17 protein-coding genes and 5 pseudogenes are annotated in these 21,976 nt (G+C 69.9%); 8 read left to right on the forward strand and 14 right to left on the reverse strand.

All coding sequences use genetic code 11. From position 1 onward, the window contains the following. Positions 1 to 39 precede the first annotated feature (39 nt). From L2X99_RS10170 to L2X99_RS10205, 6 genes and pseudogenes are all read right to left on the reverse strand, one after another. Positions 40 to 1,201: pseudogene (locus tag L2X99_RS10170) on the reverse strand (mannitol-1-phosphate 5-dehydrogenase). Further along, on the reverse strand, positions 1,198 to 1,638 hold the full coding sequence (locus tag L2X99_RS10175; RefSeq protein ID WP_236135054.1) for a PTS sugar transporter subunit IIA: 441 nt from the start codon (positions 1,636 to 1,638) through the stop codon (positions 1,198 to 1,200). The pseudogene L2X99_RS10170 and the gene L2X99_RS10175 overlap by 4 nt, the downstream one beginning before the upstream one ends. 18 nt (positions 1,639 to 1,656) lie before the next feature. Next, positions 1,657 to 3,325, reverse strand: a pseudogene (locus tag L2X99_RS18315) (PTS mannitol transporter subunit IICB). Positions 3,326 to 3,367: 42 nt separating this feature from the next. After that, positions 3,368 to 5,051, reverse strand: a pseudogene (gene ptsP / locus L2X99_RS10195) (phosphoenolpyruvate--protein phosphotransferase). 17 nt (positions 5,052 to 5,068) lie between these two features. Next, the gene (locus L2X99_RS10200; protein ID WP_236123720.1) at positions 5,069 to 5,338 is read right to left on the reverse strand and encodes an HPr family phosphocarrier protein; all 270 of its coding nucleotides are present in this window, start codon (positions 5,336 to 5,338) and stop codon (positions 5,069 to 5,071) included. Beyond that, positions 5,335 to 5,691 carry a PTS sugar transporter subunit IIB gene (locus L2X99_RS10205; protein ID WP_236123719.1) on the reverse strand — a complete coding sequence of 119 codons (357 nt, stop codon included), beginning with the start codon at positions 5,689 to 5,691 and terminating at the stop codon, positions 5,335 to 5,337. The genes L2X99_RS10200 and L2X99_RS10205 overlap by 4 nt, the downstream gene beginning before the upstream one ends. Positions 5,692 to 5,815: 124 nt before the next feature. Between L2X99_RS10205 and L2X99_RS10210 the strand changes: the two genes are divergently transcribed. Then, the gene (locus L2X99_RS10210) at positions 5,816 to 7,738 is read left to right on the forward strand and encodes a BglG family transcription antiterminator (protein ID WP_236135926.1); all 1,923 of its coding nucleotides are present in this window, start codon (positions 5,816 to 5,818) and stop codon (positions 7,736 to 7,738) included. A gap of 7 nt (positions 7,739 to 7,745) precedes the next feature. Here L2X99_RS10210 and tsaE read toward each other — a convergent pair whose 3' ends face one another. The 5 genes from tsaE to L2X99_RS10235 all read right to left on the reverse strand — a co-directional run bounded on the left by tsaE (position 7,746) and on the right by L2X99_RS10235 (position 11,059). Continuing rightward, on the reverse strand, positions 7,746 to 8,228 hold the full coding sequence (tsaE, locus tag L2X99_RS10215) for a tRNA (adenosine(37)-N6)-threonylcarbamoyltransferase complex ATPase subunit type 1 TsaE (protein WP_236123718.1): 483 nt from the start codon (positions 8,226 to 8,228) through the stop codon (positions 7,746 to 7,748). A gap of 130 nt (positions 8,229 to 8,358) precedes the next feature. Continuing rightward, complete coding sequence (gene alr, locus L2X99_RS10220) at positions 8,359 to 9,459, reverse strand: alanine racemase (RefSeq protein WP_236123717.1); 1,101 nt, start codon at positions 9,457 to 9,459, stop codon at positions 8,359 to 8,361. 121 nt (positions 9,460 to 9,580) lie between these two features. Next, positions 9,581 to 9,943 carry a holo-ACP synthase gene (locus L2X99_RS10225; RefSeq protein WP_236123716.1) on the reverse strand — a complete coding sequence of 121 codons (363 nt, stop codon included), beginning with the start codon at positions 9,941 to 9,943 and terminating at the stop codon, positions 9,581 to 9,583. Positions 9,944 to 10,220: 277 nt separating this feature from the next. Beyond that, positions 10,221 to 10,712: an SRPBCC domain-containing protein gene (locus L2X99_RS10230; RefSeq protein ID WP_236123715.1), complete on the reverse strand. Its 492-nt coding sequence runs from the start codon at positions 10,710 to 10,712 to the stop codon at positions 10,221 to 10,223. Further along, a complete protein-coding gene (locus L2X99_RS10235) occupies positions 10,709 to 11,059 on the reverse strand; it encodes an ArsR/SmtB family transcription factor (protein ID WP_236123714.1) in 351 nt (116 codons plus the stop codon). The genes L2X99_RS10230 and L2X99_RS10235 overlap by 4 nt, the downstream gene beginning before the upstream one ends. Positions 11,060 to 11,284: 225 nt before the next feature. Between L2X99_RS10235 and L2X99_RS18320 the strand changes: the two are divergent. Further along, positions 11,285 to 11,377: pseudogene (locus tag L2X99_RS18320) on the forward strand (hypothetical protein); the annotation flags it as partial. A 63-nt stretch (positions 11,378 to 11,440) separates the two neighbouring features. Here the strand turns inward: L2X99_RS18320 and L2X99_RS10240 are convergent. The 3 genes from L2X99_RS10240 to coaA form a co-directional block, all read right to left on the reverse strand. Then, a complete protein-coding gene (locus L2X99_RS10240; protein WP_236135056.1) occupies positions 11,441 to 11,959 on the reverse strand; it encodes a hypothetical protein in 519 nt (172 codons plus the stop codon). A gap of 312 nt (positions 11,960 to 12,271) precedes the next feature. Then, positions 12,272 to 14,116, reverse strand: coding sequence for a glutamine--fructose-6-phosphate transaminase (isomerizing) (gene glmS / locus L2X99_RS10245; protein ID WP_236135057.1), 1,845 nt, complete (start codon positions 14,114 to 14,116; stop codon positions 12,272 to 12,274). Between the two features lie 158 nt (positions 14,117 to 14,274). After that, positions 14,275 to 15,213 carry a type I pantothenate kinase gene (gene coaA / locus L2X99_RS10250; RefSeq protein ID WP_236123712.1) on the reverse strand — a complete coding sequence of 313 codons (939 nt, stop codon included), beginning with the start codon at positions 15,211 to 15,213 and terminating at the stop codon, positions 14,275 to 14,277. A 77-nt stretch (positions 15,214 to 15,290) separates the two neighbouring features. Between coaA and lepB the strand changes: the two genes are divergently transcribed. The 6 genes and pseudogenes from lepB (at position 15,291) to L2X99_RS10285 (ending at position 21,974) form a co-directional block, all read left to right on the forward strand. Next, positions 15,291 to 16,007, forward strand: a complete 717-nt coding sequence (gene lepB, locus L2X99_RS10255; protein ID WP_236123711.1) for a signal peptidase I — start codon at positions 15,291 to 15,293, stop codon at positions 16,005 to 16,007. A 385-nt stretch (positions 16,008 to 16,392) separates the two neighbouring features. Beyond that, positions 16,393 to 17,927: pseudogene (locus L2X99_RS10265) on the forward strand (sugar transferase). A gap of 208 nt (positions 17,928 to 18,135) precedes the next feature. Next, positions 18,136 to 18,957 (forward strand): WecB/TagA/CpsF family glycosyltransferase, encoded by an 822-nt coding sequence (locus L2X99_RS10270; protein WP_236135058.1) that lies wholly within the window; start codon positions 18,136 to 18,138, stop codon positions 18,955 to 18,957. Then, positions 18,950 to 19,645: a hypothetical protein gene (locus tag L2X99_RS10275; RefSeq protein ID WP_236123707.1), complete on the forward strand. Its 696-nt coding sequence runs from the start codon at positions 18,950 to 18,952 to the stop codon at positions 19,643 to 19,645. The genes L2X99_RS10270 and L2X99_RS10275 overlap by 8 nt, the downstream gene beginning before the upstream one ends. A gap of 5 nt (positions 19,646 to 19,650) precedes the next feature. Then, entirely contained in the window at positions 19,651 to 20,949 is a 1,299-nt protein-coding gene (locus L2X99_RS10280; RefSeq protein WP_236126853.1) for an MFS transporter, read from the forward strand. Continuing rightward, positions 20,946 to 21,974, forward strand: coding sequence for a hypothetical protein (locus L2X99_RS10285; RefSeq protein ID WP_236123706.1), 1,029 nt, complete (start codon positions 20,946 to 20,948; stop codon positions 21,972 to 21,974). Before L2X99_RS10280 ends, L2X99_RS10285 begins: the two co-directional genes overlap by 4 nt. Positions 21,975 to 21,976 lie beyond the last annotated feature (2 nt).

Consider the following 21,976-nt stretch of genomic DNA (forward strand, 5'->3'; position numbering starts at 1 on the left):
TAGTCGCGGCCCGGCGCGAGGGCCCTCATCGGGCGTCGTTCAGCCTCCGTCCGCCACCCTCCGCTGACGCGCGGCGACGACCTCCCGCACGGCGGGCCGCAGCGGATGCCCGGGCTCGAGGCCCGTCACCTCCGCCACGAAGGCGTCGGCGTCCTGATCCCGCAGCAGCTGCTGCAGCTGAACGGATTGGGCATCGTCCGGGTCGTCGAATGCCAGCGCCGCGGAGACCGCCTCGATGAGGGCGGAGATGGGCAGCCCGCGCTCGGCGGCCTCGGCGGCCGGGCCGATGAACCTCTCGTGCCGGGACAGCTTGCGCAGCGGCTGCCTGCCGACCCGCCAGACGGTGTCCGGCAGTGCGGGATTGCGGAACCGGTCCAGGATCGCGGCGCGGTACGCGGCGAGGTCATCCGGATCCAGGCCGTGCTTGGCGGCGAGCAGTGCCGACGTCTCCTCGAGCGCGGCCGCCACCCGGCCCGCGATCCGCGGGTCGGCCAGCGCGTCCGAGATCCGCTCGACCCCGCTGGCCGCGCCGAGATACGCGGTCGCGGCGTGCCCGGTGTTGACCGTGAACAGCTTGCGCTCGATGTACGGCGCGAGGTCGTCCACGAAGTGCGCGCCGGGGATGTGCGGGGGCCGTTCGCCGAACGGCCCCCGCTCGATCGCCCACTCGTAGAACGGCTCCACGGTGACATCGAGGCCGGCGTCGGCGGGCTGGCCGGGCACGATCCTGTCCACGGCCGTGTTGGCGAACACCGCCCGCTGCGACAGGTCCGGCCACTCGTCCCCGGCCGCCGCGGCGATCTCGTCGCGCAGGACATCGGTCGCGTTGATCGCGTTCTCGCAGGCCATGACCTGCAGCGGCGGCGATGAAGCATCCCTGCGTCGCAGCCCTTCGAGGATGAGCGGCGCGATGAACCGCAGCACGGTGGGGCCGACCGCGGTGGTCGCGACGTCGGCATCGGCGACCTCCGCAGCCACCGGCGGCCGGGTCGGCGGCGCTGTTCAGAGCCCGGAAGCCCGTGATCACCGTGTCGCCGCCGCCCTCCCCCACTTCGTGAACGGTGTACGAGTCGGCGGCCGAGAGCGCGTCCACGAGCGGGGCGGCGACGTCGGAGAACACCAGGTCGTAGCCGCCCTCGTGCAGCAGCAGTCCGACGAAGCCGCGTCCGATGTTGCCCGCGCCGAAGTGGACGGCCTTCATGAGTCGTTCACCGCCGACATCAGGTCGAAGAGCTCCTCCGGCGTCGCCGCGGCCTTCAGCCGCGCGACATCGTCCTCGTCGGAGAACAGGATCGCGATCTGGGACAGGATCTCGAGGTGCTCGTCCCCCCGGCCGGCGATGCCGATCACGAACGTCACCGGCTCGCCGTCCCAGTCCACGCCGCCGTCGTACCGCACCACCGAGAGGGCGGATGCGAGGATCGCGTCCTTCGTCTCGTTGGTCCCGTGCGGGATCGCCAGCTCATTCCCCATGTAGGTCGACACCGTCTGCTCGCGCGCCTGCATCGCGTCGTAGTAGGCGTCTGTGACCGCCCCCGCCGCCTGGAGGAGCCCGGCCGCTTCGCGCATCGCGTCGTCGCGGCTCGCGCCGTCCCGGTGGATGCGCACCTGCCCGATGCTCAGTACCTCGCCCGCCATGTCCTTGTCCTTTCGTCGTTACTCGTCGTCCTCGTGCTGCTGTCGCACCAGGTCGACGACCTCCTCGTACTTCGGAGAGTTCATGAAGTTGTCCACGGAGACATGAATCGCGTCCGGGGCCTTGGCCCTGGCCCGATCGGTCAGCTGGTTCTGCGTGATGATCAGATCGGCCGTCCCGTCGAGATTGGCGATCGCCTGGTTCACCACGGTGACGCCTTCGACGCCGGCCTTCTTCATCTTGTTGCGCAGCACGCTCGCGCCCATCGCGGACGAGCCCATGCCCGCGTCGCAGGCGAAGACGATGCTGCTCACCCTCTTGTCGGCGAGCACCGCCCCTGCGGCAACGTTCACCCCGGCGACCTCATCGGCGATCGTCGTCTGCTCACCTGCCGCGTTCGCCTCGGCCTGTTCGCGCAGACCCGACAGCGCCTGGGACGACTTGCCCTTGTTCGCCTCGGTCGCGGCCACGGCTGCGGCGAGATCGCCGGCCCCCTCGGTCGCGAGGTCGCGCTTCCTGGTGCGGAGCAGGAAGAGCGCGGAGACCAGGAACGACACGGTCGCCGCCAGCACCACCGAGAGCGTCACGCCGACGTATCCCCAGCCGGGTCCGAAGTTGCTGTCTCCCGAGGTCTGGATGAGCACCGCGATGATCGAGCCGGGCGCCGCCGGCGCCCGCAGACCGCTGCCGAAGACGGCGTTGGTCGCGACCCCCGTCATGCCGCCCGCGATCGCCGCGAGCACCAGGATCGGCTTCATGAGCACGTACGGGAAGTAGATCTCGTGGATGCCGCCGAGGAACTGGATGATGATCGCTCCGGGGCGGAGGCCCGTGCGGCGCCGACGCCGAAGAACGTGAACGCCAGCAGGATGCCGAGTCCCGGGCCGGGGTTGGCCTCGACCAGGAACAGGATCGAACGGCCGAACTCGAGCGACTGCTGGGTGCCGATCGGAGTGAACACGCCGTGGTTGATCGCATTGTTGAGGAACAGGATCTTCGCCGGTTCCACGATGATCGACAGCAGGGAAGAAGCCCGTACTGCACGAGGAAGTCCACGATCGCGCCGAGGCCGTCGCTCAGCCAGGTCATGACCGGGCCGAACACGAAGAATCCGACGATGGCGAGGATCATGCCGAGGATGCCGGCGCTGAAGTTGTTCACCAGCATCTCGAACCCTGGCCTGATCTTGCCGTCCCAGATCCGGTCCATCCACTTGGTCAGCAGAGCGGCGAGCGGCCCCATGACCATCGCGCCGAGGAACATCGGGATGGTCGTTCCCACGATCACTCCGACGGTGGCGATCGCGGCGACCACACCGCCGCGTTCGCCGTAGACCATGCGGCCTCCGGTGTTCGCGATCATCAGCGGCAGCAGGTACGTGATCATCGGTCCGACGAGGCCGACGTACTGCGGGAAGGTGGCGCCGCCCTCGGAGGCCTGCGCCAGCGCGGTCATCGCGTGGCTCCAGCCGATCTCGTCGGCATTGCCGAAGCCGCCGAGGATCGGCGCGACGGGGGTCCACCAGCCCAGCCAGCCGGTGGCGATGAACAGCGCGGTGATGAATCCCCAGGCGATGAAGGCGGCGATGTTCGGCATGATCATGCCGGACAGGAAGGTGCCGAATCGTTGTATGGCGACCTGTGCCTTCTTGCCGCCGCTCGGTGCGACGGCCGGTGACGTCGTTGTCATGGTGATCTCCTCTTGTCAGGGTCTGTCAGTGGTTCGGGTCTGTCAGTGCTTCGGGTCCGTGCCTGCGCGTGATGCGGCCGTCGCGGCGGCGCGTGCCGTCCCGGCGCCGTCGGCGGCGAGCGCAGCATCCGCCATCCGTCGCGCGTCCTCGAGGCTGTGCGCGTGCAGGGCGGCGCGCACGTCGGCGAGCGCCGCCGGCGCCATCGAGAGCGAGGTCGCGCCGAGGCCCACCAGCACCAGCGCGAGCATCGGATCGGCGGCGGCCTCGCCGCAGATGCCGACCGGCTTGCCGTGGGCGCGGCCGGCCGCGCCGATCTCGCGGACCAGACGCAGCACCGCCGGATGCCACGGGTCCTGATACTGGGCCACTGTGCCCAGCACTCGGTCGGCCGCCATCGTGTACTGGGTCAGGTCGTTGGTTCCGACCGAGACGAAGTCGGTCTCGGCGAGCAGATGGTCGGCGAGAAGCGCCGCCGACGGCACCTCGACCATGATCCCGACCGTGCGGATGCCGTGCTCCCTGGCGAGGGCGGTGAACCAGCGGGTCTCCTCGACGGTCGCGACCATCGGGGCCATCACCCACAGGTCGGCTCCGTGCCCCTGCTCCGTGGTCGAGGCGTCCGCCTCGGCCAGGGCGGTGAGCTGGTCCCGCAGCACGTTCTCGTGTGCGCGGAGTGCACGGAGACCGCGCAGCCCGAGCGCGGGATTCTCCTCCTCCGCGTCGTTGAGGAAGGACAGCGGCTTGTCGGCTCCGGCATCCAGCAGCCGCACGACCACCTTCGTCCCGGCGAACCCGGTCAGCAGCTCCTCGTACGCGGCCCGCTGCGCGGCCACGGACGGGGCCTCGTCGGCGCTGAGGAACAGGAACTCGGTGCGGAACAGCCCCACCCCTTCGGCGCCCAGGGCGCGGGCGTCGGCCGCGCCCTCCGGCTTGCCCAGGTTCGCCAGCAGCGGGATCGGGGTGCCGTCCGAGAGCGCACCCGGCCCGACAGGGACCGTGGCGGAGTCCCGAGCGCGCATCCGCTCGTCAGCCGCGTCGATGTCGGCGCCGGACGGATCGACGAGGACGGTGCCGGCGGATGCGTCGACGATCACTGTCTGGCCGTCGGTCAGTCCGGTGGCCTCCACCGCGCCCACGACCGCGACGATCCCCTTCTCCCTGGCCAGGATGGCCGTGTGCGAGGTCGGGCCGCCGTCACTGGTGACGAGCGCCAGGACCTGACCGAGATCGAGCAGGGCCGTGTCGGCCGGGGCGAGGTCGCGGGCGACCAGTACGAACGGATGACCGGGCTCGGGCACCCCGGGGCGGGAACCCCCTGCAGCCGCGCGATGATCCGCTGCGCGACATCGTCGAGATCCGCGGCGCGCTCGCCGAGATAGCCGCCCATCGCCGTCAGCATGTCGCGGAACACCGCGAAGGCCTCGTGGATCGCGCGCTCGGCGGTCCTGCCCGCGACGATCCGCGCCTCGATCTCGTCCGCCAGTGACGGGTCCTCGGCCATCATGGCCTGGGCCTCCAGCACCTCCTGCGCCGAGCCGCCGGCCCGCTCCCGCGGTCCTCGAGCTCGCGCGCGACCGCGCTCAGCGCCTCTGCGGCCCTGGCGCGCTCCTGCTCCGCCCCCAAGGCGCTGGGCGTCTCGGCGGGCGCGGGCAGCGGAGCGGCCATCCGCGCCACAGGTCCATGCGCGATGCCCTGCCCGATTCCGACTCCCGCGAGCTGCGTCATCTCCTCTGCCCCCACGGTCAGGCGTCGTGATCGGTGGTCAGCAGCGCGTCGAGCTGATCGATGACGGCGTCCGCGCCGTCGCCGTCGGCCGTCAGCGTGACCTCGTCGCCCTGTTCGATGCCCAGGGCGATCACGGAGAGGATGCTCGCCGCGTTCACCGGCGACCCTTCGCCCTTCGCCAGTGTCACCGGGATCCCGGCATCCTTCGCGGCCTGGGCGAACAGCTTCGCCGGACGTGCGTGCAGTCCGTGGGCGGATCCGATCCGCACCGTCCTCGTCACCGTCATCGGGTCTCCTCTCGTCGGTCCGCGCGAACGCGGTGATCGTCATCGGTCTCGGCGGTGAGTGCCTGGCGCACGATCTCCAGTGTCCGCGCGCCGTCCAGATCGCCGTAGATGTCCGGGGGCAGCACCGCGACCCTTGTGCCGCGCGCGGCCGCGTCGACCAGCAGGTCGTCCTGCCGGTCGGCAAGGTGCGGGCCGAGCAGCAGCAGATCTGCGCCGTCCAGGCATCCCGGCAGTGCGGACAGCGATGCGGGCTCCGCGGTGTGCGCGATCGCGCGCGCATCCAGGGCCGTCCGCAGCCGCTGCGCCACGAACGTGCTGGACGCACCTGCGCCGCACAAGACCACGATCCTCATCGACCCGCCTCCTCCAGGTCATTCTGACCGCCGGGCGAGCGGGCCTGCCAACAGATCTGTTTCCGGTGGGGCGGAAAGACCTCGGACCCGGACCGCCATGGTTGACTGGTCCCGTCGTGCGTCGATGCCGGCGGAAGGAGCGACGGTGACCAGATCGAGACAGGACCGTCTGCTCTCCCTGCTGATGCGCGATGGCGGGTGGCTCACGGCCGCGCGGCTCGCGGACGCCCTGGGTGTGACGCCGCGCAGCATCCGCTCCTACGTCACCGCCCTGAACTCCCGCGCCGGCGGCGTCGCCGTGGAGTCCGGCCCGCAGGGCTATCGGATCGGCCCCGCAGCCGGAGCGCTCCCCGCCGGAAACGGTGACGGCGACACGCCGCGAGACCGGCTGCACACCCTGGTGCGCGACCTCCTCACCGCCGACGACGGCATCGACGTGCATGACGCCGCTGCGCGGCTGCACGTGTCGGATGCCACGCTCGAGGCCGACCTCGCTCGGGTGCGCAACCTGATCGCCGACCCGTCGCTGGTCCTCTCCCGTGCCGGCTCGCGGGCGCGTCTGAGCGGTCCCGAGAGCGCACAGCGCCGTCTGCTGAGCGTGCTCGTGCACGACGAGATGGATGCCGGGCCGTTCGACGTGGTCTCGCTGCGCAGGGCCCTCGGCGAGACCGTGCCCCGGGCGGATCGTTTCGACGCCTTCGCCGAGGCGCTGCGCACCGCGCTGGGAGAACACGGCTACTACATCAACGAACTCGGCATCTCGGACGTGCTCGCCCATATCGCGATCGCGGTCGACCGGGTCGCGCACGGACGGCCACTCGAGATCGCCGGAGCGTCGGCCGGTCCGGCCGCCGACGACATCGCCGAACTGCTCGCGACGCTCGTCTGGGAGCAGCTCGGGGTCGCCCTGGGAGCCGGCGACCGCCAGCACCTGGCGATGCTGCTCCTGACCCGGGTGGTCACCCCCGGACCGGCGGCGAGGCCGACCGCCGCGCCCGAGATGGAGGAGACGGTGCGCGACCTCGTCACCGCCGTGGCCGAGGAGTTCCTCGTCGACCTGGTGCACGAGGAGTTCATCCGCCGGCTGGCGCTGCACGTGCAGAATCTGCAGAGCCGCGCCAGGGAGGATGCCTGGTCGCGCAACCCGCTCGCCCGATCGCTGAAGTCCTCGTATCCGATGATCTTCGACATCGCGGTGTCCATCGCCAGCGGACTGCAGCGCCGCCTCGGCTTCACGATCCCGGATGACGAGATCGCGTACATCGCGATCCACGTCGGCGGGCGGCTGGAGCGCAGCAGGCGCCGTGCCAGTCTGCTGACCGCGACGATCGTGTGCCCGGGCTACTACGAGATGCAGGATCTGCTGCGCTCGAGCGTGGCGCAGTCCCTCGGGCAGTCGATCGAGGTCGTCGACCTGCAGACGCGGATCGACCCGGACTGGGCCGCGATCGACTCCGACCTGATCCTGACGACGGTGAGCGCTCCCCCGCTCGGCGACCGCGTCGTGCGCATCCAGCCGTTCCTCACCGAGGCCGACGTGGATCGCGTACAGCTCGCTGCCTCCCGCATCCGGCGCAGCAGAAGACTGGCCGGGCTGCGCGGCGAGCTCGAGCGGTACTTCGACGAAGCGGCGTTCGTCTCGCCGCTCCCGGCGGACACCGAGGAGGAGGTCATCCGGCGACTGGGCGGGCTGCTCGTCGCGCGCGGGGTGATCGATGACGACTACGTCACGAGGGCGATCGAACGGGAGCGGCTGTCATCGACCGCCTTCACCGACGATCTCGCCGTTCCGCACGCCATCGGCATGACCGCGTCGCGGACCATGATCGCGATCGGCGTCGCCGACCCGTCGATCCGGTGGGGCGACGCGCGGGTGCACGTCGTGGCGCTGGTGGCGTTCTCAGAGGATGACCGGGAGGCCTTCCAGACGGTGTTCGAGCAGCTCGTGGAGGTGTTCGGCGAGCGCGAGTCCGTGCAGCGGCTGCTCGCGAGGAAGGCGGACTTCTCCTCCTTCCTCGACGAGCTGGTCGCGGTGATCGACGGCTGAGCGGCGCTCAGTCCCCGATCCGGGCGATCGTGACGATCCGCGGGGCGTCGGCGTCGAGGTCCTCGTCGGCGAGGTCGTCATCGCCCCCGACCGGGCGCTCGAGCTCGATGTCCCACCAGGCATCCGTCACGGCGGCGGCCATCGGCCGCCCCCACTCGATCACCGTGACCGAGTGCGCGATGTCGAGGTCGAGGTCGTCCAGCTCGTCGGCCGAGCCCAGGCGGTAGGCGTCCACGTGCACGAGCGGCGCGCCGCCGACCAGCGAGGGGTGCGTGCGGGCGATCACGAAGGTCGGGCTCTGCACTGGGCCGCGCACGCCGAGGCCCTCGGCCAGGCCCCGTGTGAACGTCGTCTTCCCCGCGCCGAGGGGCCCGGTCAGCACCAGCACGTCACCGGCACGCAGCCGGGTGCCGATGCGGTGCCCGAGCGACTCCATGTCGTCCGACGTCGCGATCTCGCGTCGCCCGACGAATTCCCCGAGCCCGCTCATCGCCATCTCTCCGCACCTCGCCGCGCACTTCGCCGAGACCCCGTCTCCGCGTCGACACCCCGCCTGGCCGACGCCGCTGAGACGGCGTCTCGGCGGTAAGACGGGGTCTCGGCGAACGAGCGGACGGCGGTCATCGCACGCTCCGGCGCGGCACGCGCGGCCCGATGCGGGTGACGATCTCGTAGTTGATCGTGCCAGCGGCATCCGCCCAGTCGGTGGCGGAAGGCTGGCCGAGCGTGGGGTCGCCGAACACGATCACCTCGTCGCCGGGCGCGACCTGCGCATCGCCGACGTCGACGACGAACTGATCCATCGCGATGCGCCCGGCCACGCGGAAGCGCTGCCCGCCGATCTGCACCGGACCTCGGTCGGATGCCTGCCGCGGAATGCCGTCCGCGTAACCGAGAGGTACGAGCACCAGCGTGGTCTCGCGCTCGGTGCGATAGGCGTAGTCGTACGAGACGCCGGTGCCGGCGGGCACTCTGCGCACGGCATCCACTGCGGCGCGCAGCGTCATCGCGGGCCGCAGGCCGAGGTCGGCCGAGCTGCGATCGGCGAACGGCGACAGCCCGTACAGGCCGATGCCGATCCGCACCGCATCCAGACGGGTGTCGGGGCGGTCGATCGCGGCCGCAGTGGCGGCGAGGTGCCGGATCTCGGGGCGGATGCCGAGAGACGCCGCCTGCTCGACCGCCGCGTCGAAGTCCGCGAGCGCCGCGGCGTCGTCGGCGGCGGAGGCGTTCGAGAGATGGCTGAAGATGCCGACGACGCGGATGTGCCCGATCCGCTCCAGACGGGCGGCCTCGGCGAAGGCCCGCTCGCGGTCTGCGGGGGCGAGCCCGTTGCGGCTGAGCCCCGTGTCGAGCTTGAGGTGCACGGCGGTCGTGCCCGGAGCGGATGCCGCGGACTGCAGCTGCGGCATCGACGAGACGCCGATCTCGATGCCGGCATCCGCGGCGTCGTCGAACCGGCGGTCGGCCGGATGCAGCCAGGCCATCAGCGGCGCGTTGATGCCGGCGCGACGCAGTTCGAGCGCCTCCTCGATCGTGGCGACCCCGAGCCGGGACGCACCTCCGGCGAGGGCGGCGGTCGCGGCATCCACCGCGCTGTGGCCGTATCCGTTCGCCTTGACCACGCCGATCACGTCGACGCCGGTCAGCCGCCTCAGGTGCCGGACGTTGTCGGAGATCGCGTCGAGGTCGATCGTGGCCTCGCGGAAAGGCGTGCTCATGCGGTGTGCTCCCCTTCTGCTCCTCGCCGAAGCCCCTCCTGATCGCCGAGACCCCTCCTGGGTGACGTCGCTGCGGCGGGGCCTCGGCGGCAGAAGGGGGTCTCGGCGGAGAAGGAACGGGTCATGCGGCATCCGGTCCTTCTGCGATGACCTGCGCGATCGCAAGGCCGGCGTCGTGGCTCAGGCTCAGATGCAGCGTGCGGATGCCGCGCCGCGATACGACCTCGGATGTCGTGCCGGTGAGCACGAAGTAGGGCTTGCCGGAGGGCTCGGAGGCGATCTCGATCTCGGTCCAGTGCACCCCGTCCGAGCCGCCGAGCGCCTTGATCAGCGCCTCCTTCGCCGCGTATCGCGCGGCGAGCGATCGCAGGGGCAGCTGCTGCTCGGATGTCGTGAACAGACGCTCCAGCAGCCGAGGCGTCCGCGCGACCGAGCGCTCGAACCGCGGGATGTCGACGAGGTCGATTCCGGTCCCGATGATCACCGGATCAGCCTACCGGGGCGGGGTCGATGAGCTCTCTGCGGTGCAGGATCCTCTGCGGGTGGCGGAGGTTTCTGGGGATGGCGGCAGATCCCGCCGCGATTCGTCCGCCGGGTGCAGATCCTGCCGCCAGCTGCACGACACGACGACGCCCACGGTGTCCGCAGATCTCGGGCATCCGCCCTTGCAGGCGGCGGACGAATCTACGGATGGCGGAGATTCCGCCGGTGTGTCCACCGCCGAACGCAGATCGATCCGCCACCTGCAGGTCAGGCCAGGGTCAGAGGGCCCCGAACCGGGCCTCGTATTCCGGCGAAAGTTCTGCGAACCGGTCATCCCATTCCTGCTCGAAGGACTCTCCGGCGAGATGAGCCCTGAGCCGCTCCAGATACGTCTGCCAGCCGGCACCGTAGAAGATCGAGCGGATGCCGGTGTGCACGAGGCGCATCCGGGTGCCGCCCTCGACCTCTTCGAGGGTGACGACGACCTCGGTGGGCTCCTCCTCGATGGCGTGCCAGGTGGTGGTGAATGACCGCGGGGCGTCGCAGGCGGTGATGGTGCCGGTGGCCCAGGAGGGCTCGTCGCCGTTCGCAGCGACGGCCCAGGTGCCGCCGAGACGCAGGTCGCCGGTGTACTCGACCATCCAGCGCGACAGGCGCTCCGGCGTGGTGATGGCCTGCCAGAGGTCGTCGATGCCGGTGGCGTAGACGTCTTCGTAGACCAGCCGGTAACCGGACGGATGCTTCTCGATGACGGGACTGGTGATGCTCATGAGATCTTCCTCTCCCTGTTCTCGGATGCCGCGCGGCGACCCCGCGCGACCTCGGTGTGCAGGGCGTCGAGGCGCTGCGCGAGCGGATCGGTCAGCTGCGCGAGGGCTCGGGATGCGGCATCCACTCCCGCGCGATCCAGCGCGTAGATCCGGCGCGTGCCCTCGGCGCGCACGGTCGCGAAGCCGTTCTCGCGGAGCACCCGCAGGTGCTGCGAGACCGCCGGCTGCGAGATGCCGAACTCGTCACGGGCGATGTCGGTCAGCACGCCGGCCGGCTGCTCGCCCAGGGCGAGCACCGCGAGCAGGCGCCGCCGCACGGCATCCGCCAGGACCTCGAACTCATGCACGGCTTCATTATATAAGTCTATTCTTATATGCGCCAGAAGCTCTTCGCCCGGCGGACCGATCTGCGGATGGCGGAGGATTCCGCGGAGTGTCCGTTGCCGGATGCAGAATCGTCCGCCATCTGCGGTAGTGCCACTCACCCTCCACAACGAGGCTCTCCCAAGATCCATCCACATCGCGGCTTTTCGATGTCCGGCGTCGCTCTGAGATCGACCAGGATCACCAGCATGATCTCGGCCCGCCAGCTCGTCGACCACTTCGGTGGCATCGCCCGCAGCAAGCAGCTCGCTCCATTCGGATTCAGCCGTTACCGGCTGGACCGCGCCGCGCGGACCGGCGAGATCGACCGCATCCGCCCTGGAGTCTTCGCCACCGCGTCTGCCTCACCCTCCGCCCGCTCGGCGGCTGCCCACGGAGGTGCGCTCACGTGTTCTGCGGCGCTGCGGCACCGCGGCGTGTGGGTGCTGACCGATGACACCACACCGCATGTGTGGATGGGACGCGCGGGACGCACGCATCCCCACGACCGGTGCAGTTGCACCGCGCACTTCCGCCCCGGTCGAATGACCTTGGGCGTCGCCGAGGTCGAGCACGCGCTCGTCCACGCCTACGAGTGCCACGGCGACGAGTTCTTCTTCGCCGCGTTCGAATCCGCCTGGAACAAGCGACTCATCGGGGCCGGCGAGCGATCCCGCATCCGCGCTGCGCTCCCGGCATCCGCCCGCTGGCTGGTCGACTTCGCACGCGGCGACGCCGAGAGCGGGCTCGAATCGCTCGTGCGCCTGCGTCTGCACCTCTTGGGCATCAGCGTCGAGACGCAGGTCGACATCCCGGGCGTCGGGCGCGTCGATTTCGTGATCGACGGGCGGCTGATCATCGAGGCCGACGGCCGGGAGAACCACGAAGGTGAAGGGAATCGCCAGAAGGACCTGAGGCGGGATGCCGCCGGCATCCGCCCTCGGCTACGAATCACTGCGATTCGACTACTGGCAGATCATCGACGAGTGGGAGCGGGTGCTCCCCGCGATCCTGGCTGCGCTGGCTCGAGCTCGAGCCTGACGCCCGATCCGTGCTCTGCGGACGGCGGACCGATCAACAGACGGCGGACGATCCCCGGCGTGTCCCCCGCCGGACGCAGAACGGTCCGCCAACCGCAAGCGACACGACGACGGATGCCCCGGAGGCTCCGAGGCATCCGAACGTCCGAACGAGACTCACTCCACGGTGACGGACTTGGCCAGGTTGCGGGGCTGGTCGACGTCGAGGCCCTTCGCGGTGGCGAGCGCCATCGCGAAGATCTGCAGCGGCACGACCGCGAGCACCGGCTCGAAGAGCGCACCGGCCAGCGGAATCCGGATGACCTCGTCGGCGAACGGCAGCACCGCGGCATCCCCCTCCTCGGCCACCACGATCACGCGGGCGCCGCGAGCGCGGATCTCCTGGATGTTCGAGACGACCTTCGAGTGGATCAGCGACGAGTGCCGCGGCGACGGCACGATCACGAACACCGGCTGCCCGGCCTCGATCAGGGCGATCGGACCGTGCTTCAGCTCGCCGGCGGCGAAGCCCTCGGCGTGGATGTACGAGATCTCCTTGAGCTTGAGCGCACCCTCGAGCGCGATCGGGTAGCCCACGTGGCGGCCGAGGAACAGCACCGAGCGGGTGTCGGCCATCCAGCCGGCCAGCTGCGAGACGTGCTCCTGCTCCTCTGACAACACCTGCGCGATCTTGTCCGACAGCGACTGCAGCTCGGCGACCTCGGTCGTGGCATCCGCGTGCGTCCCGCGGACGCGACCCATGTGCAGGCCGAGCAGCAGCAGCGCGGTGATCTGCGCCGAGAACGCCTTGGTCGACGCGACCGCGACCTCGGGGCCGGCGTGGGTGTACACGACGGCGTCCGATTCGCGCGGAATGGTCGCGCCCTGAGTGTTGCAGACCGACAGCGTGCGGGCGCCGCGCTCGCGGGCGTACTTGACCGCCATCAGCGTGTCCATGGTCTCGCCGGACTGGCTGATCGAGACGACGAGGGTGTCGTCGCCGATCACCGGGTCGCGATAGCGGAACTCGTGCGCGAGCTCGACGTCGACCGGCACGCGGGCCCACTGCTCGATCGCGTACTTGCCGACCAGGGCGGCGTACGACGCTGTGCCGCACGCGGTGATGATCACGCGATTGATGCCGGTGAACAGGTCGTCCGACCCGTCGAGCTCCGGGATGATGACCTGACCCTCCTGGATGCGACCGCGGATGGTGTTCGCCACGGCCTCGGGCTGCTCGGCGACCTCCTTGGCCATGAACGACGACCAGCCACCCTTCTCGGCAGCGGCGGCGTCCCACGACACCTCGAACGGCTGCGCCTCGACCGCGTTGCCGTCGAAGTCGGTCACCGTCACCTCGGAAGGCGTGATCGCGACGATCTGGTCCTGCCCGATCGCGAGCGCGCTGCGGGTGTGCTCGACGAACGCGGCGACGTCGGAGCCGAGGAAGTTCTCCCCTTCGCCCAGCCCGATCACGAGCGGCGAGTTGCGGCGCGCGCCGACGACCAGACCGGGCTGGTCCTGGTGCATCGCCAGCAGGGTGAATGCGCCCTCCAGGCGATTCACCACGCTCTGGAACGCGGTGGCGAGGTCGCCGCTGCGGCGGTACTCCTGGCCGAGCAGCGCGGCGGCCACCTCGGTGTCGGTCTCGCTGAGGAAGGTGACGCCGGCCTCGGCCAGTTCGCCGCGCAGCACCGAGAAGTTCTCGATGATGCCGTTGTGGATGACGGCGAGCCGGCCGTCATCGGCGAGGTGCGGATGCGCGTTGACGTCGGTCGGGCCACCGTGGGTCGCCCAGCGGGTGTGCCCGATGCCCGTGCTGCCGTCCGGCAGCGCGGCATCCGCCAGCGAGTCCCGCAGCACGGCCAGCTTGCCGGCCTTCTTGCGCATGCCGAGCTCGCCGTTCTCATCGATCACGGCGATTCCGGCAGAGTCATAGCCGCGGTACTCGAGACGGGCGAGTCCGGCGAGCAGGATGTCCTGGCTGGGCCGCGGGCCCACGTATCCGACGATTCCACACATGGGTTCAAGAGTAAGGGCGCGGTTTTGCGAGGGTTCCGAACCAATCGGTTCCGGGTCGTTGAGCGGAGCGACGAAGGAGCGCAGACGAAACGCCTTCACCCCGCCAGGAGAGTCACTGCGTTTCGTCTCGCTTCGCTCGCTCAACGACCTGAGGGGCATCAGACCTTGCGCAGCTGCACCCTCTCGACCGCGTGGTCGACGCCCTTGCGCAGCACGAGCGTCGCGCGGTGCCTGGTGGGCAGCACGTTCTCGAGCAGGTTCGGCATGTTGATGTCGTTCCAGTACCCCATCGCCGTCGTGACGGCCTCGTCGTCGGTGAGGTGCGCGAACACGTTGAAGTACGACGACGGGTTGGTGAACGCACCCTTGCGCAGCGCGAGGAACCGGTCGACGTACCACTGCGCGATGTGCGCGGGGTCGGCGTCGACGTAGATCGAGAAGTCGAACAGGTCGCTCACCGCGACGTCGTTCGGCGCGGGCGGCGGCTGCAGCACGTTCAGCCCCTCCACGATGACGACGTCCGGACGGCGCACCACGACCGTGGCATCCGGGATGATGTCGTACCGCATGTGCGAGTAGAACGGCGCGCGCACCTCGTCCGCACCGCTCTTGACCTCGGTGAGGAACGAGAGCAGCGCGCGGCGGTCGTACGACTCGGGGAATCCCTTGCGGTCCATCAGGCCGCGGCGCTCCAGCTCGGCGTTCGGGTAGAGGAATCCGTCGGTGGTGACCAGCTCGACGCGCGGGGTGCCCGGCCAGCGGCTCATCAGCTCGCGCAGCAGGCGCGCGATCGTGGACTTGCCGACCGCGACCGATCCGGCCACGCCGACGACGAACGGCGTCGTGGAGTCCGGTTCCTGCAGGAACGCACTGGTCGCCGCGCCCAGGCCCTTCGTCGAGGTGGCGTAGAGGCTGAGCAGGCGGCTCAGCGGCAGATACACCTCGCTGACCTCGGTGAGGTCGAGGCGGTCGCCGATGCCGCGCAGTTCGACGACCTCGGTCTCGGTCAGCGGCTGATCCAGACCGGCGGCCAGCCGCGCCCAGTCCGCGCGATCGATCGCGCGGTACGGAGACAGCGGCAGAGTCGGGTCGGTCACCCGAACATCGTATCCGCGCCGCGGCGAGGGCGGATGCCGGTGGGCGGCTGCTCGAGCCCCGGCAATAGGCTGATCCCATGTCCGAGCACGCCGGCGACGCGCCCCTGCCTCCGCTCTGGCGGCGGATCACCGGCAGCACCTGGTTCCACCTGATCGCGGCGTTCGTGGTCGTCGGCGCGCTGCTGTCGTTCGTCGCGAAGCCGTACTGGGTGCCGTCGGGATCGATGGAGCAGACGCTGCAGGTCGGCGACCGTGTGCTGGTGAACCGCCTCGCCTACATCGGCGACGCGCATCCGGGTGACGGCGACGTCATCGTCTTCGATGCCGACGAGACGTGGGGACCGCACGCATCCGACGACGAGAATCCGCTGAAGACGGTGCTGCGCCGGCTCGGCGAGGTCAGCGGCTTCGGTCCGTCGGGCGAGCACACCCTGATCAAGCGGGTGATCGCCGGGCCGGGGCAGACGGTGTCCTGCTGCGACGCCGAGGGCAGGATGCTCGTCGACGGCGAGCCCGTCGACGAGCCGTACGTCTTCGCGGACTTCCCGTTCGAGCCCGGCGCGCTGGACTGCGAAACGACGCCGAGTTCGATGCGCTGCCTGCCCGAGGTCACGGTGCCGGAGGGCGCGTATCTGGTGCTCGGCGATCATCGGGCGAACTCGGCCGACGGCGCGTATCCATGCCGTGGACGGGTGGATCCTGACCCCGGATGCTGGCGCTGGGCGCACGACGACGACGTCGTGGGCCGTGCCGTGGTGATCCTGTTCCCGTTCGACCGCTGGTCAGGCCTCTGACAGCGCTTCCGGGTCGGCGACGTCTACGCGGGTAGATCGCCGGGAACACGGGCCGGAGAGTCGACGAGAAAAGTGCTTCCGAATCGGGCGCTGATGAGCTAGAGTCAACTCGTTCGCACCGTTGTCTGCGAGCCCCGCCGTGTGGGAACGGCGACGGTACTTCGTGATGTGGGATCACGTCGGCAGACGACACCGAGGGGTCGGTGGTGTGCGGCGAACCGTGTGCCGATCAGCACACGGCTGGGGAACAACACTGGGGAACAATGATGCGCTGGGGACTGCGTTTCATGCTGGCTCGGGGAGCCCGGGCATGACCTCCGTCGAGGACGCGCTGAGCGTCGCTCGCTTCGGGACCGTACACGTGCCGCTGGCCGCGCCGCCCGGCATGAGTGCGCCCGCGAGGCCTGATCCGTTCACGGCTCCTCCGATCACGTCGCCGACCGATGCGACGACATCGCACGGTGATGCTCCTCCCGTGCATGCGTCGACCGCTCCACGCGTCTCCGCGACGCTGGAGCACCGGTTGACGTGGGAACGGCGATACCACCGTCGGCTCGGTCTGACCGATGCCGCGGTGCTCGCCGCTGCCGCCGGCGCCGCCGCCATCAGCAGCACGCTGGGAGGCGGCCCCTCCGCCGCCGTCCTGGTGCACAGCGTGCTGCTGATGGCGATCTGGCATCTCTTCTGAGCGCCATGCACACCCGGCAGGCCGCACTCTTCCGCACCAGCGTCTCGGAGTACCGCAGCGTGGCGCACGCGACGGGTCTCGCGTTCGGCATCCTCGCGATCATCGCGGTCGTGCTGCGCCTGCCCGACATGCAGCTGACGATCATCGTCGCGCTTCCCGTGGGACTCTTCGGCCTTCTGCTGACGCGCTGGACGTGGCGCCGGTGGATGGTGGGACAGCGCCACCTCGGCCGGTTCACCTCTCGCGCACTGGTGGTCGGCAACCGCGGCGATGTCGAGTACGTGCTGAACCGGCTGCACCCGGTCGGCTCCTCGGGCTATCAGGTGCTCGGTGCGACGCTGCTCGACGCGAACGCCCGTGACCTCGAGGTCGGCGGCACGCGCTTCCCCGTACTCGGCAACGTCAACACGGTGGCGGAGGTCGCCGCGCAGCTGCACGCCGACACGATCGTCGTCGCGAGCCGCCCCGAGGGCGACCCGGACTTCGTCCGGCGCCTGAGCTGGCAGCTCGAGGGCACCGCCGCAGAGCTCGTGCTGTCGAATCCGCTCACCGACGTCGCGGGCCCCCGCATGTCGTTCTCGCCCGTGGACGGCCTTCCGCTGATCCAGGTGGAGATCCCCACCTACGAGGGCGGACGCCACGCGCTCAAGCGGGCCCTCGACATCGTGGTCTCGAGCATCGCACTCATCCCGATCGCTCTGATCACGCCCGTCCTCGCTGTCCTGATCAAGGTCGACAACCCCGGTCCTGCCTTCTTCTTCCAGGAGCGCGTGGGCCGCGACGGCCGCACGTTCAAGATGATCAAGTTCCGCTCGATGCGCACCGACGCCGAGCAGCAGCTCGCGGCGCTGAAGGCGCAGAACGAGGGCTCGGGCCTGCTCTTCAAGATGAAGGACGACCCGCGCGTGACGCGCGTCGGCAAAGTGCTGCGAAAGCTGTCCTTGGATGAGCTGCCGCAGTTCTGGAACGTGCTCAGCGGTGACATGAGCGTCGTCGGCCCTCGTCCTCCGCTGCCCAGCGAGGTCACCGCCTACGACGGCACGGTGTTCCGCCGCCTGTACATCAAGCCCGGGATCACCGGCCCCTGGCAGGTGTCGGGTCGCAGCGACCTCTCCTGGGAGGAGAGCGTCCGCCTCGACCTGCGCTACGTCGAGAACTGGTCGGTCATGAGCGACCTGCAGATCATGTGGCGCACCGCGAAGGTCATGGTCCAGCCGAGCGGCGCGTACTGATGCGCTTGCTCGACGAGGACGGCGGCCCCTGAGACTGGATCCGCGGCCATGCCCCTCCCTCGCCGGGCCCCCTCCCCAGCAACCCGGCGAAAGCATGGCCGCGGGTCCTTTTACAAGACAGATCCGAGTCGAAGAGAAGTATGGTGAGAACAGGGAGCGATGTCCGCAGCGAGGAGGCGGCGGGGATCGGTGAGTTGGGGGATCAGTCGTGAGCACTGACGAAGCGGACGCGAGCATGCGCGTCTCCATGGCGGGGGGCCGGCTGTCGGGTGTGCCGACCGTGCGGATCGCAGGCACCGAGGTGCATCTCGTGCGCGAGGAGGAGGCGGTCGACATCATCGCCGCGTCCGCCGGTGGACCCGGCGCCGGGCAGCTCGCGGTGATCTCGATCAACCTCGATCACTTCCACCATTTCCGCGCCGGCGACCGTTCCAGCGCCGGCGCACCCGAGCACTTCAACCTGATCGACGGAGCGCCGGTCGCGGCGCAGGCCGGGCGCATGACCGGTGCGAAGCACCCCCGCCTGGCGGGCAGCGACCTCATCGACGGCATCCTCGATCGGGCATCCGTCGAGCGTCTCTCGATCGGGGTCATCGGAGGGAGCGACGAGGTCACCGCGCCGCTGCGTGCGCGCCTCGCCGCCGACTGGCCCGGCATCCGTTTCGCGGGGCACTGGACTCCGTCGCGGGAGGATCTCACCGATCACGACGCGCAGCGCGCGCTCGCGGAGCGGATCCGCTCCGCGCACGTCGACGTGCTGCTGGTGTGCCTCGGCAAGCCGCGCCAGGAGCACTGGATCGACGAGTACGCGCAGTTCACCGGTGCACGTGTGCTGCTCGCGTTCGGCGCCGTGGTCGACTTCCTCGCCGGCCGCGTGAGTCGCGCCCCCGCGTGGATCGCCGGAGCGGGATTCGAGTGGGCCTGGCGGCTGCTGCGTGAGCCGCGCCGCCTCGCCCGCCGCTATCTCGTGCAGGGCCCGCCGGCATACCTCGCCGTGCGCCGCTCGTCTCGGGGAGGACGACATGACTGACGACCAGGAGATCGGCGTCCACCCCGCGCTCACGCGCGGCATGAAGATCGCCATCGCCGTCGTGGCCGTCGTGATCGCCGCAGCGGTGATCACGATCGTGCTGCTGTGGAGTCCGTGGGATGCACCGGATGCTTCGGCACCCGTGCATCCCGCGGCAGGGACCACCTCGAGTGCGACGCCGTCGCCGGGGGCGACGGGCGGAGCATCCGGCTCCTCGGGTGACGGGGCTACGGCTCCGAGCCCGGGGCCGTCGCCGGATGCCACACCGGGGACGGGTTCGGAGGTGCTTCCCCCGTCGGCGACACCGGGCACCGGGCTGCCGCCGCTGAAGAAGGCCGACCCGCTGGTCTCGGCGCCGCTGCCCGCCACCGGTTCGCAGAACGGCGCGCTGGTGAAGGGCTTCCCGACGCGGATACTCGGCCCGATGAAGGGGTCCACCGTGATCTCCAGCTCGATCGCGACAGAGGGGAAGCGGATGCAGGTGACCTTGATCGCCGTCGCACCGAAGGCCGAGAAGGACATCGCCGCCCACTACGGCGAGCTGTGGGCCGGCCTGGGGCTGCAGCGCGGCACCACCGCCGACGGAACGGTGCAGTACACCGGCTCCTACGAGTCGGTCACCCTCGCGATCGAACCGTCCGGCACCGGCAACCGCTACACGCTCTTCGGCACATTCCGGGCGAAGTGACCGCGATGTACATCTCGTTCTCGAACAAGCCCAAAGGCGCAGACACGCCCGACGAGGCGGATGCTCCGCCACGACGCGGGCGGCGCACCGTCTCATCGACGGTCGTGGCGTTCGGCATCGTGTCGATGCTCACCGACATCTCGTCGGAGTCGATCACCGCGGTGCTGCCGCTGTACGTGACCTCGTTCCTGGGCATGTCGATGATCGCGTTCGGCTTCCTGGACGGGCTCTACCAGGGCGTCAGCGCGCTGGTGCGCATCGCGGGCGGGTACACCTCCGACCGGCTGGATCAGCCGAAGTGGGTCGCGTTCGTCGGGTACGCGATCGCGGCGATCGCCCGCGTGGGATTGTTGTTCGTCTCGGGGCTCGGCTCGCTGACCGCGGTGATCACCGCCGACAGGATCGGCAAGGGCATCCGGACCGCGCCGAGGGACGCTGTGATCACGGCCTCATCGGACCCCGACAACCTGGGTGCTTCATTCGGTGTGCACCGCACGCTCGACAACATCGGGGCGGCTGTCGGACCGTTGCTGGCGTTCTTCATCCTGCTGCTCATTCCGGACGGGTACGGAGCGATCTTCGTCGCCTCGCTGGCCTTCGCGATGATCGGCGTGACGATCCTCGGCCTGTTCGTGCCGAACGTGCGCACCCGGCCCCGCGTCGAGGGATCGAAGGGCGAGACGATCGCCCGCCCGAAGTTCGACTGGAAGGTCGTGACCTCGGGCCCCATGCGGCGCGTGCTCGCGGCCGCCGGCATCCTGGGTCTGCTGACGATCGGCGACGGGTTCGTGTACCTGATCCTGCAGGATCGCAGTGACTTTGCGGCGCAGTGGTTCCCGCTGCTGTATGTGGGCACGAACGTCGCCTTCCTGGCATTCGCGATCCCGCTCGGCCGGCTGTCGGACCGGATCGGCCGGGCGCGCGTGTTCGTGTTCGGGCATGTCGGGCTGCTCGGTGCGTATCTGATCGCCGCGTCGCCGATAGCCGACATCGCGGCCACGCTGCTGTGCCTGCTGTGTCTCGGGGCGTTCTACGCCGCCACGGACGGCGTGCTCGCGGCTCTCGCGGCTCAACTGACCACACCTGAGACGCACGGCACAGGCATCGCTGCGGCGCAGACCGTCGTGGCTGTGAGCAGGTTCCTCTCGGCGGCGGGATTCGGCATCCTGTGGTTCGCGATCGGACGTGAGACGTCGATGCTGATCGTGTCGGCACTGCTGCTGGTGGCGATCCCGCTGATCGCCTTGCTGCTGCGCCCGTATCTGTCCCGGCCGCGCCCTTCGATCCCGACGGCGGCCTCGTGAGCTCGCGGATCAAGTGGCTGATCATCGCCGTCGTCTCGGTGCTCGCGCTGGGTGCGACGGCGATCGTCGCGCTGGTCGCCTGGTCGGACTACCGGGCGCGGCAGGATGCCCCGTCGGCGGTGCAGACGTCGGACGGCGGCACCGCGACCGGCGACCGGATCGTGTTCCGCAACACCGCGTCCGGGCAGGGCTACGGCCTGGTGGCATCCGTGCCGCTCGACGACCCGGCCGGGAGTCGGTCCCTGACCGACATCGCCTGCGACCGGGTCGCGGCGAGCACTTCGCTGCTGTCGTGCCTGCTGTCCGAGCGCGGGATCGCCCCGACGTATACGGCGAAGGTGTACGAGGCTTCCGGCGAGGAGAGGTTCAACGGGCCGCTGCCGGGAGTGCCGAGCCGTACTCGTTTCTCACCGGACGGATCGCTGCTGGCCACGACGTCGTTCGTCAGCGGACACGCCTACGCGGCGATCGGGTTCTCCACGGAGACCAGGATCACGTCGATGAGCGACGGCAGCGACTTCGGCAATCTCGAGGACTGGACTCTGCTGATCGACGGGAAGAAGAGCGCCCCCGTCGACCGCAACTACTGGGGCGTGACCTTCATCGACGATGACTCGTTCTACGCGACGGTCGGGATGACGACGATCGGCAAGACGTACCTGGTGAAGGGTGACATCGCGAAAAGGACGATGACCTCGGTGATCCCCGACGTCGAGTGCCCGTCGCTGTCACCCGACGGCACACGGATCGCGTTCAAGCGGGTGACGTCGGGCTCCGGGCCGACGGTGCACTGGACACCCGCCGTGTACGACCTCGCCTCGGGCAACGTCTCGGTGCTCGATGTCGAGACACGCAGCATCGATGATCAGATCGTGTGGCTCGACGACAAGACCCTGCTGTACGGGATGCCGGGCAAGGACGCCGGCGACACGGATGTGTGGAAACTGGCCGCGGACGGGTCGGGCAAGCCGTCGGTGTTCATCAAGCACGCCTGGTCGCCGACCGTGGTGCGGGAGGCGGGATGACC

Source organism: Microbacterium sp. KUDC0406 (assembly GCF_021582875.1).
In the GTDB taxonomy this organism is placed as follows: domain Bacteria; phylum Actinomycetota; class Actinomycetes; order Actinomycetales; family Microbacteriaceae; genus Microbacterium.

Bases quoted from the DNA above. Each gene is read 5' to 3' on its own strand.
- L2X99_RS10175 (WP_236135054.1), bottom strand. From the start codon at position 1,638: ATGGCGGGCGAGGTACTGAGCATCGGGCAGGTGCGCATCCACCGGGAC.
- L2X99_RS10200 (WP_236123720.1), bottom strand. From the start codon at position 5,338: ATGACGGTGACGAGGACGGTGCGGATCGGATCCGCCCACGGACTGCAC.
- L2X99_RS10205 (WP_236123719.1), bottom strand. From the start codon at position 5,691: ATGAGGATCGTGGTCTTGTGCGGCGCAGGTGCGTCCAGCACGTTCGTG.
- L2X99_RS10210 (WP_236135926.1), top strand. From the start codon at position 5,816: ATGCCGGCGGAAGGAGCGACGGTGACCAGATCGAGACAGGACCGTCTG.
- tsaE (WP_236123718.1), bottom strand. From the start codon at position 8,228: ATGAGCGGGCTCGGGGAATTCGTCGGGCGACGCGAGATCGCGACGTCG.
- alr (WP_236123717.1), bottom strand. From the start codon at position 9,459: ATGAGCACGCCTTTCCGCGAGGCCACGATCGACCTCGACGCGATCTCC.
- L2X99_RS10230 (WP_236123715.1), bottom strand. From the start codon at position 10,712: ATGAGCATCACCAGTCCCGTCATCGAGAAGCATCCGTCCGGTTACCGG.
- glmS (WP_236135057.1), bottom strand. From the start codon at position 14,116: ATGTGTGGAATCGTCGGATACGTGGGCCCGCGGCCCAGCCAGGACATC.
- lepB (WP_236123711.1), top strand. From the start codon at position 15,291: ATGTCCGAGCACGCCGGCGACGCGCCCCTGCCTCCGCTCTGGCGGCGG.
- L2X99_RS10275 (WP_236123707.1), top strand. From the start codon at position 18,950: ATGACTGACGACCAGGAGATCGGCGTCCACCCCGCGCTCACGCGCGGC.
- L2X99_RS10280 (WP_236126853.1), top strand. From the start codon at position 19,651: ATGTACATCTCGTTCTCGAACAAGCCCAAAGGCGCAGACACGCCCGAC.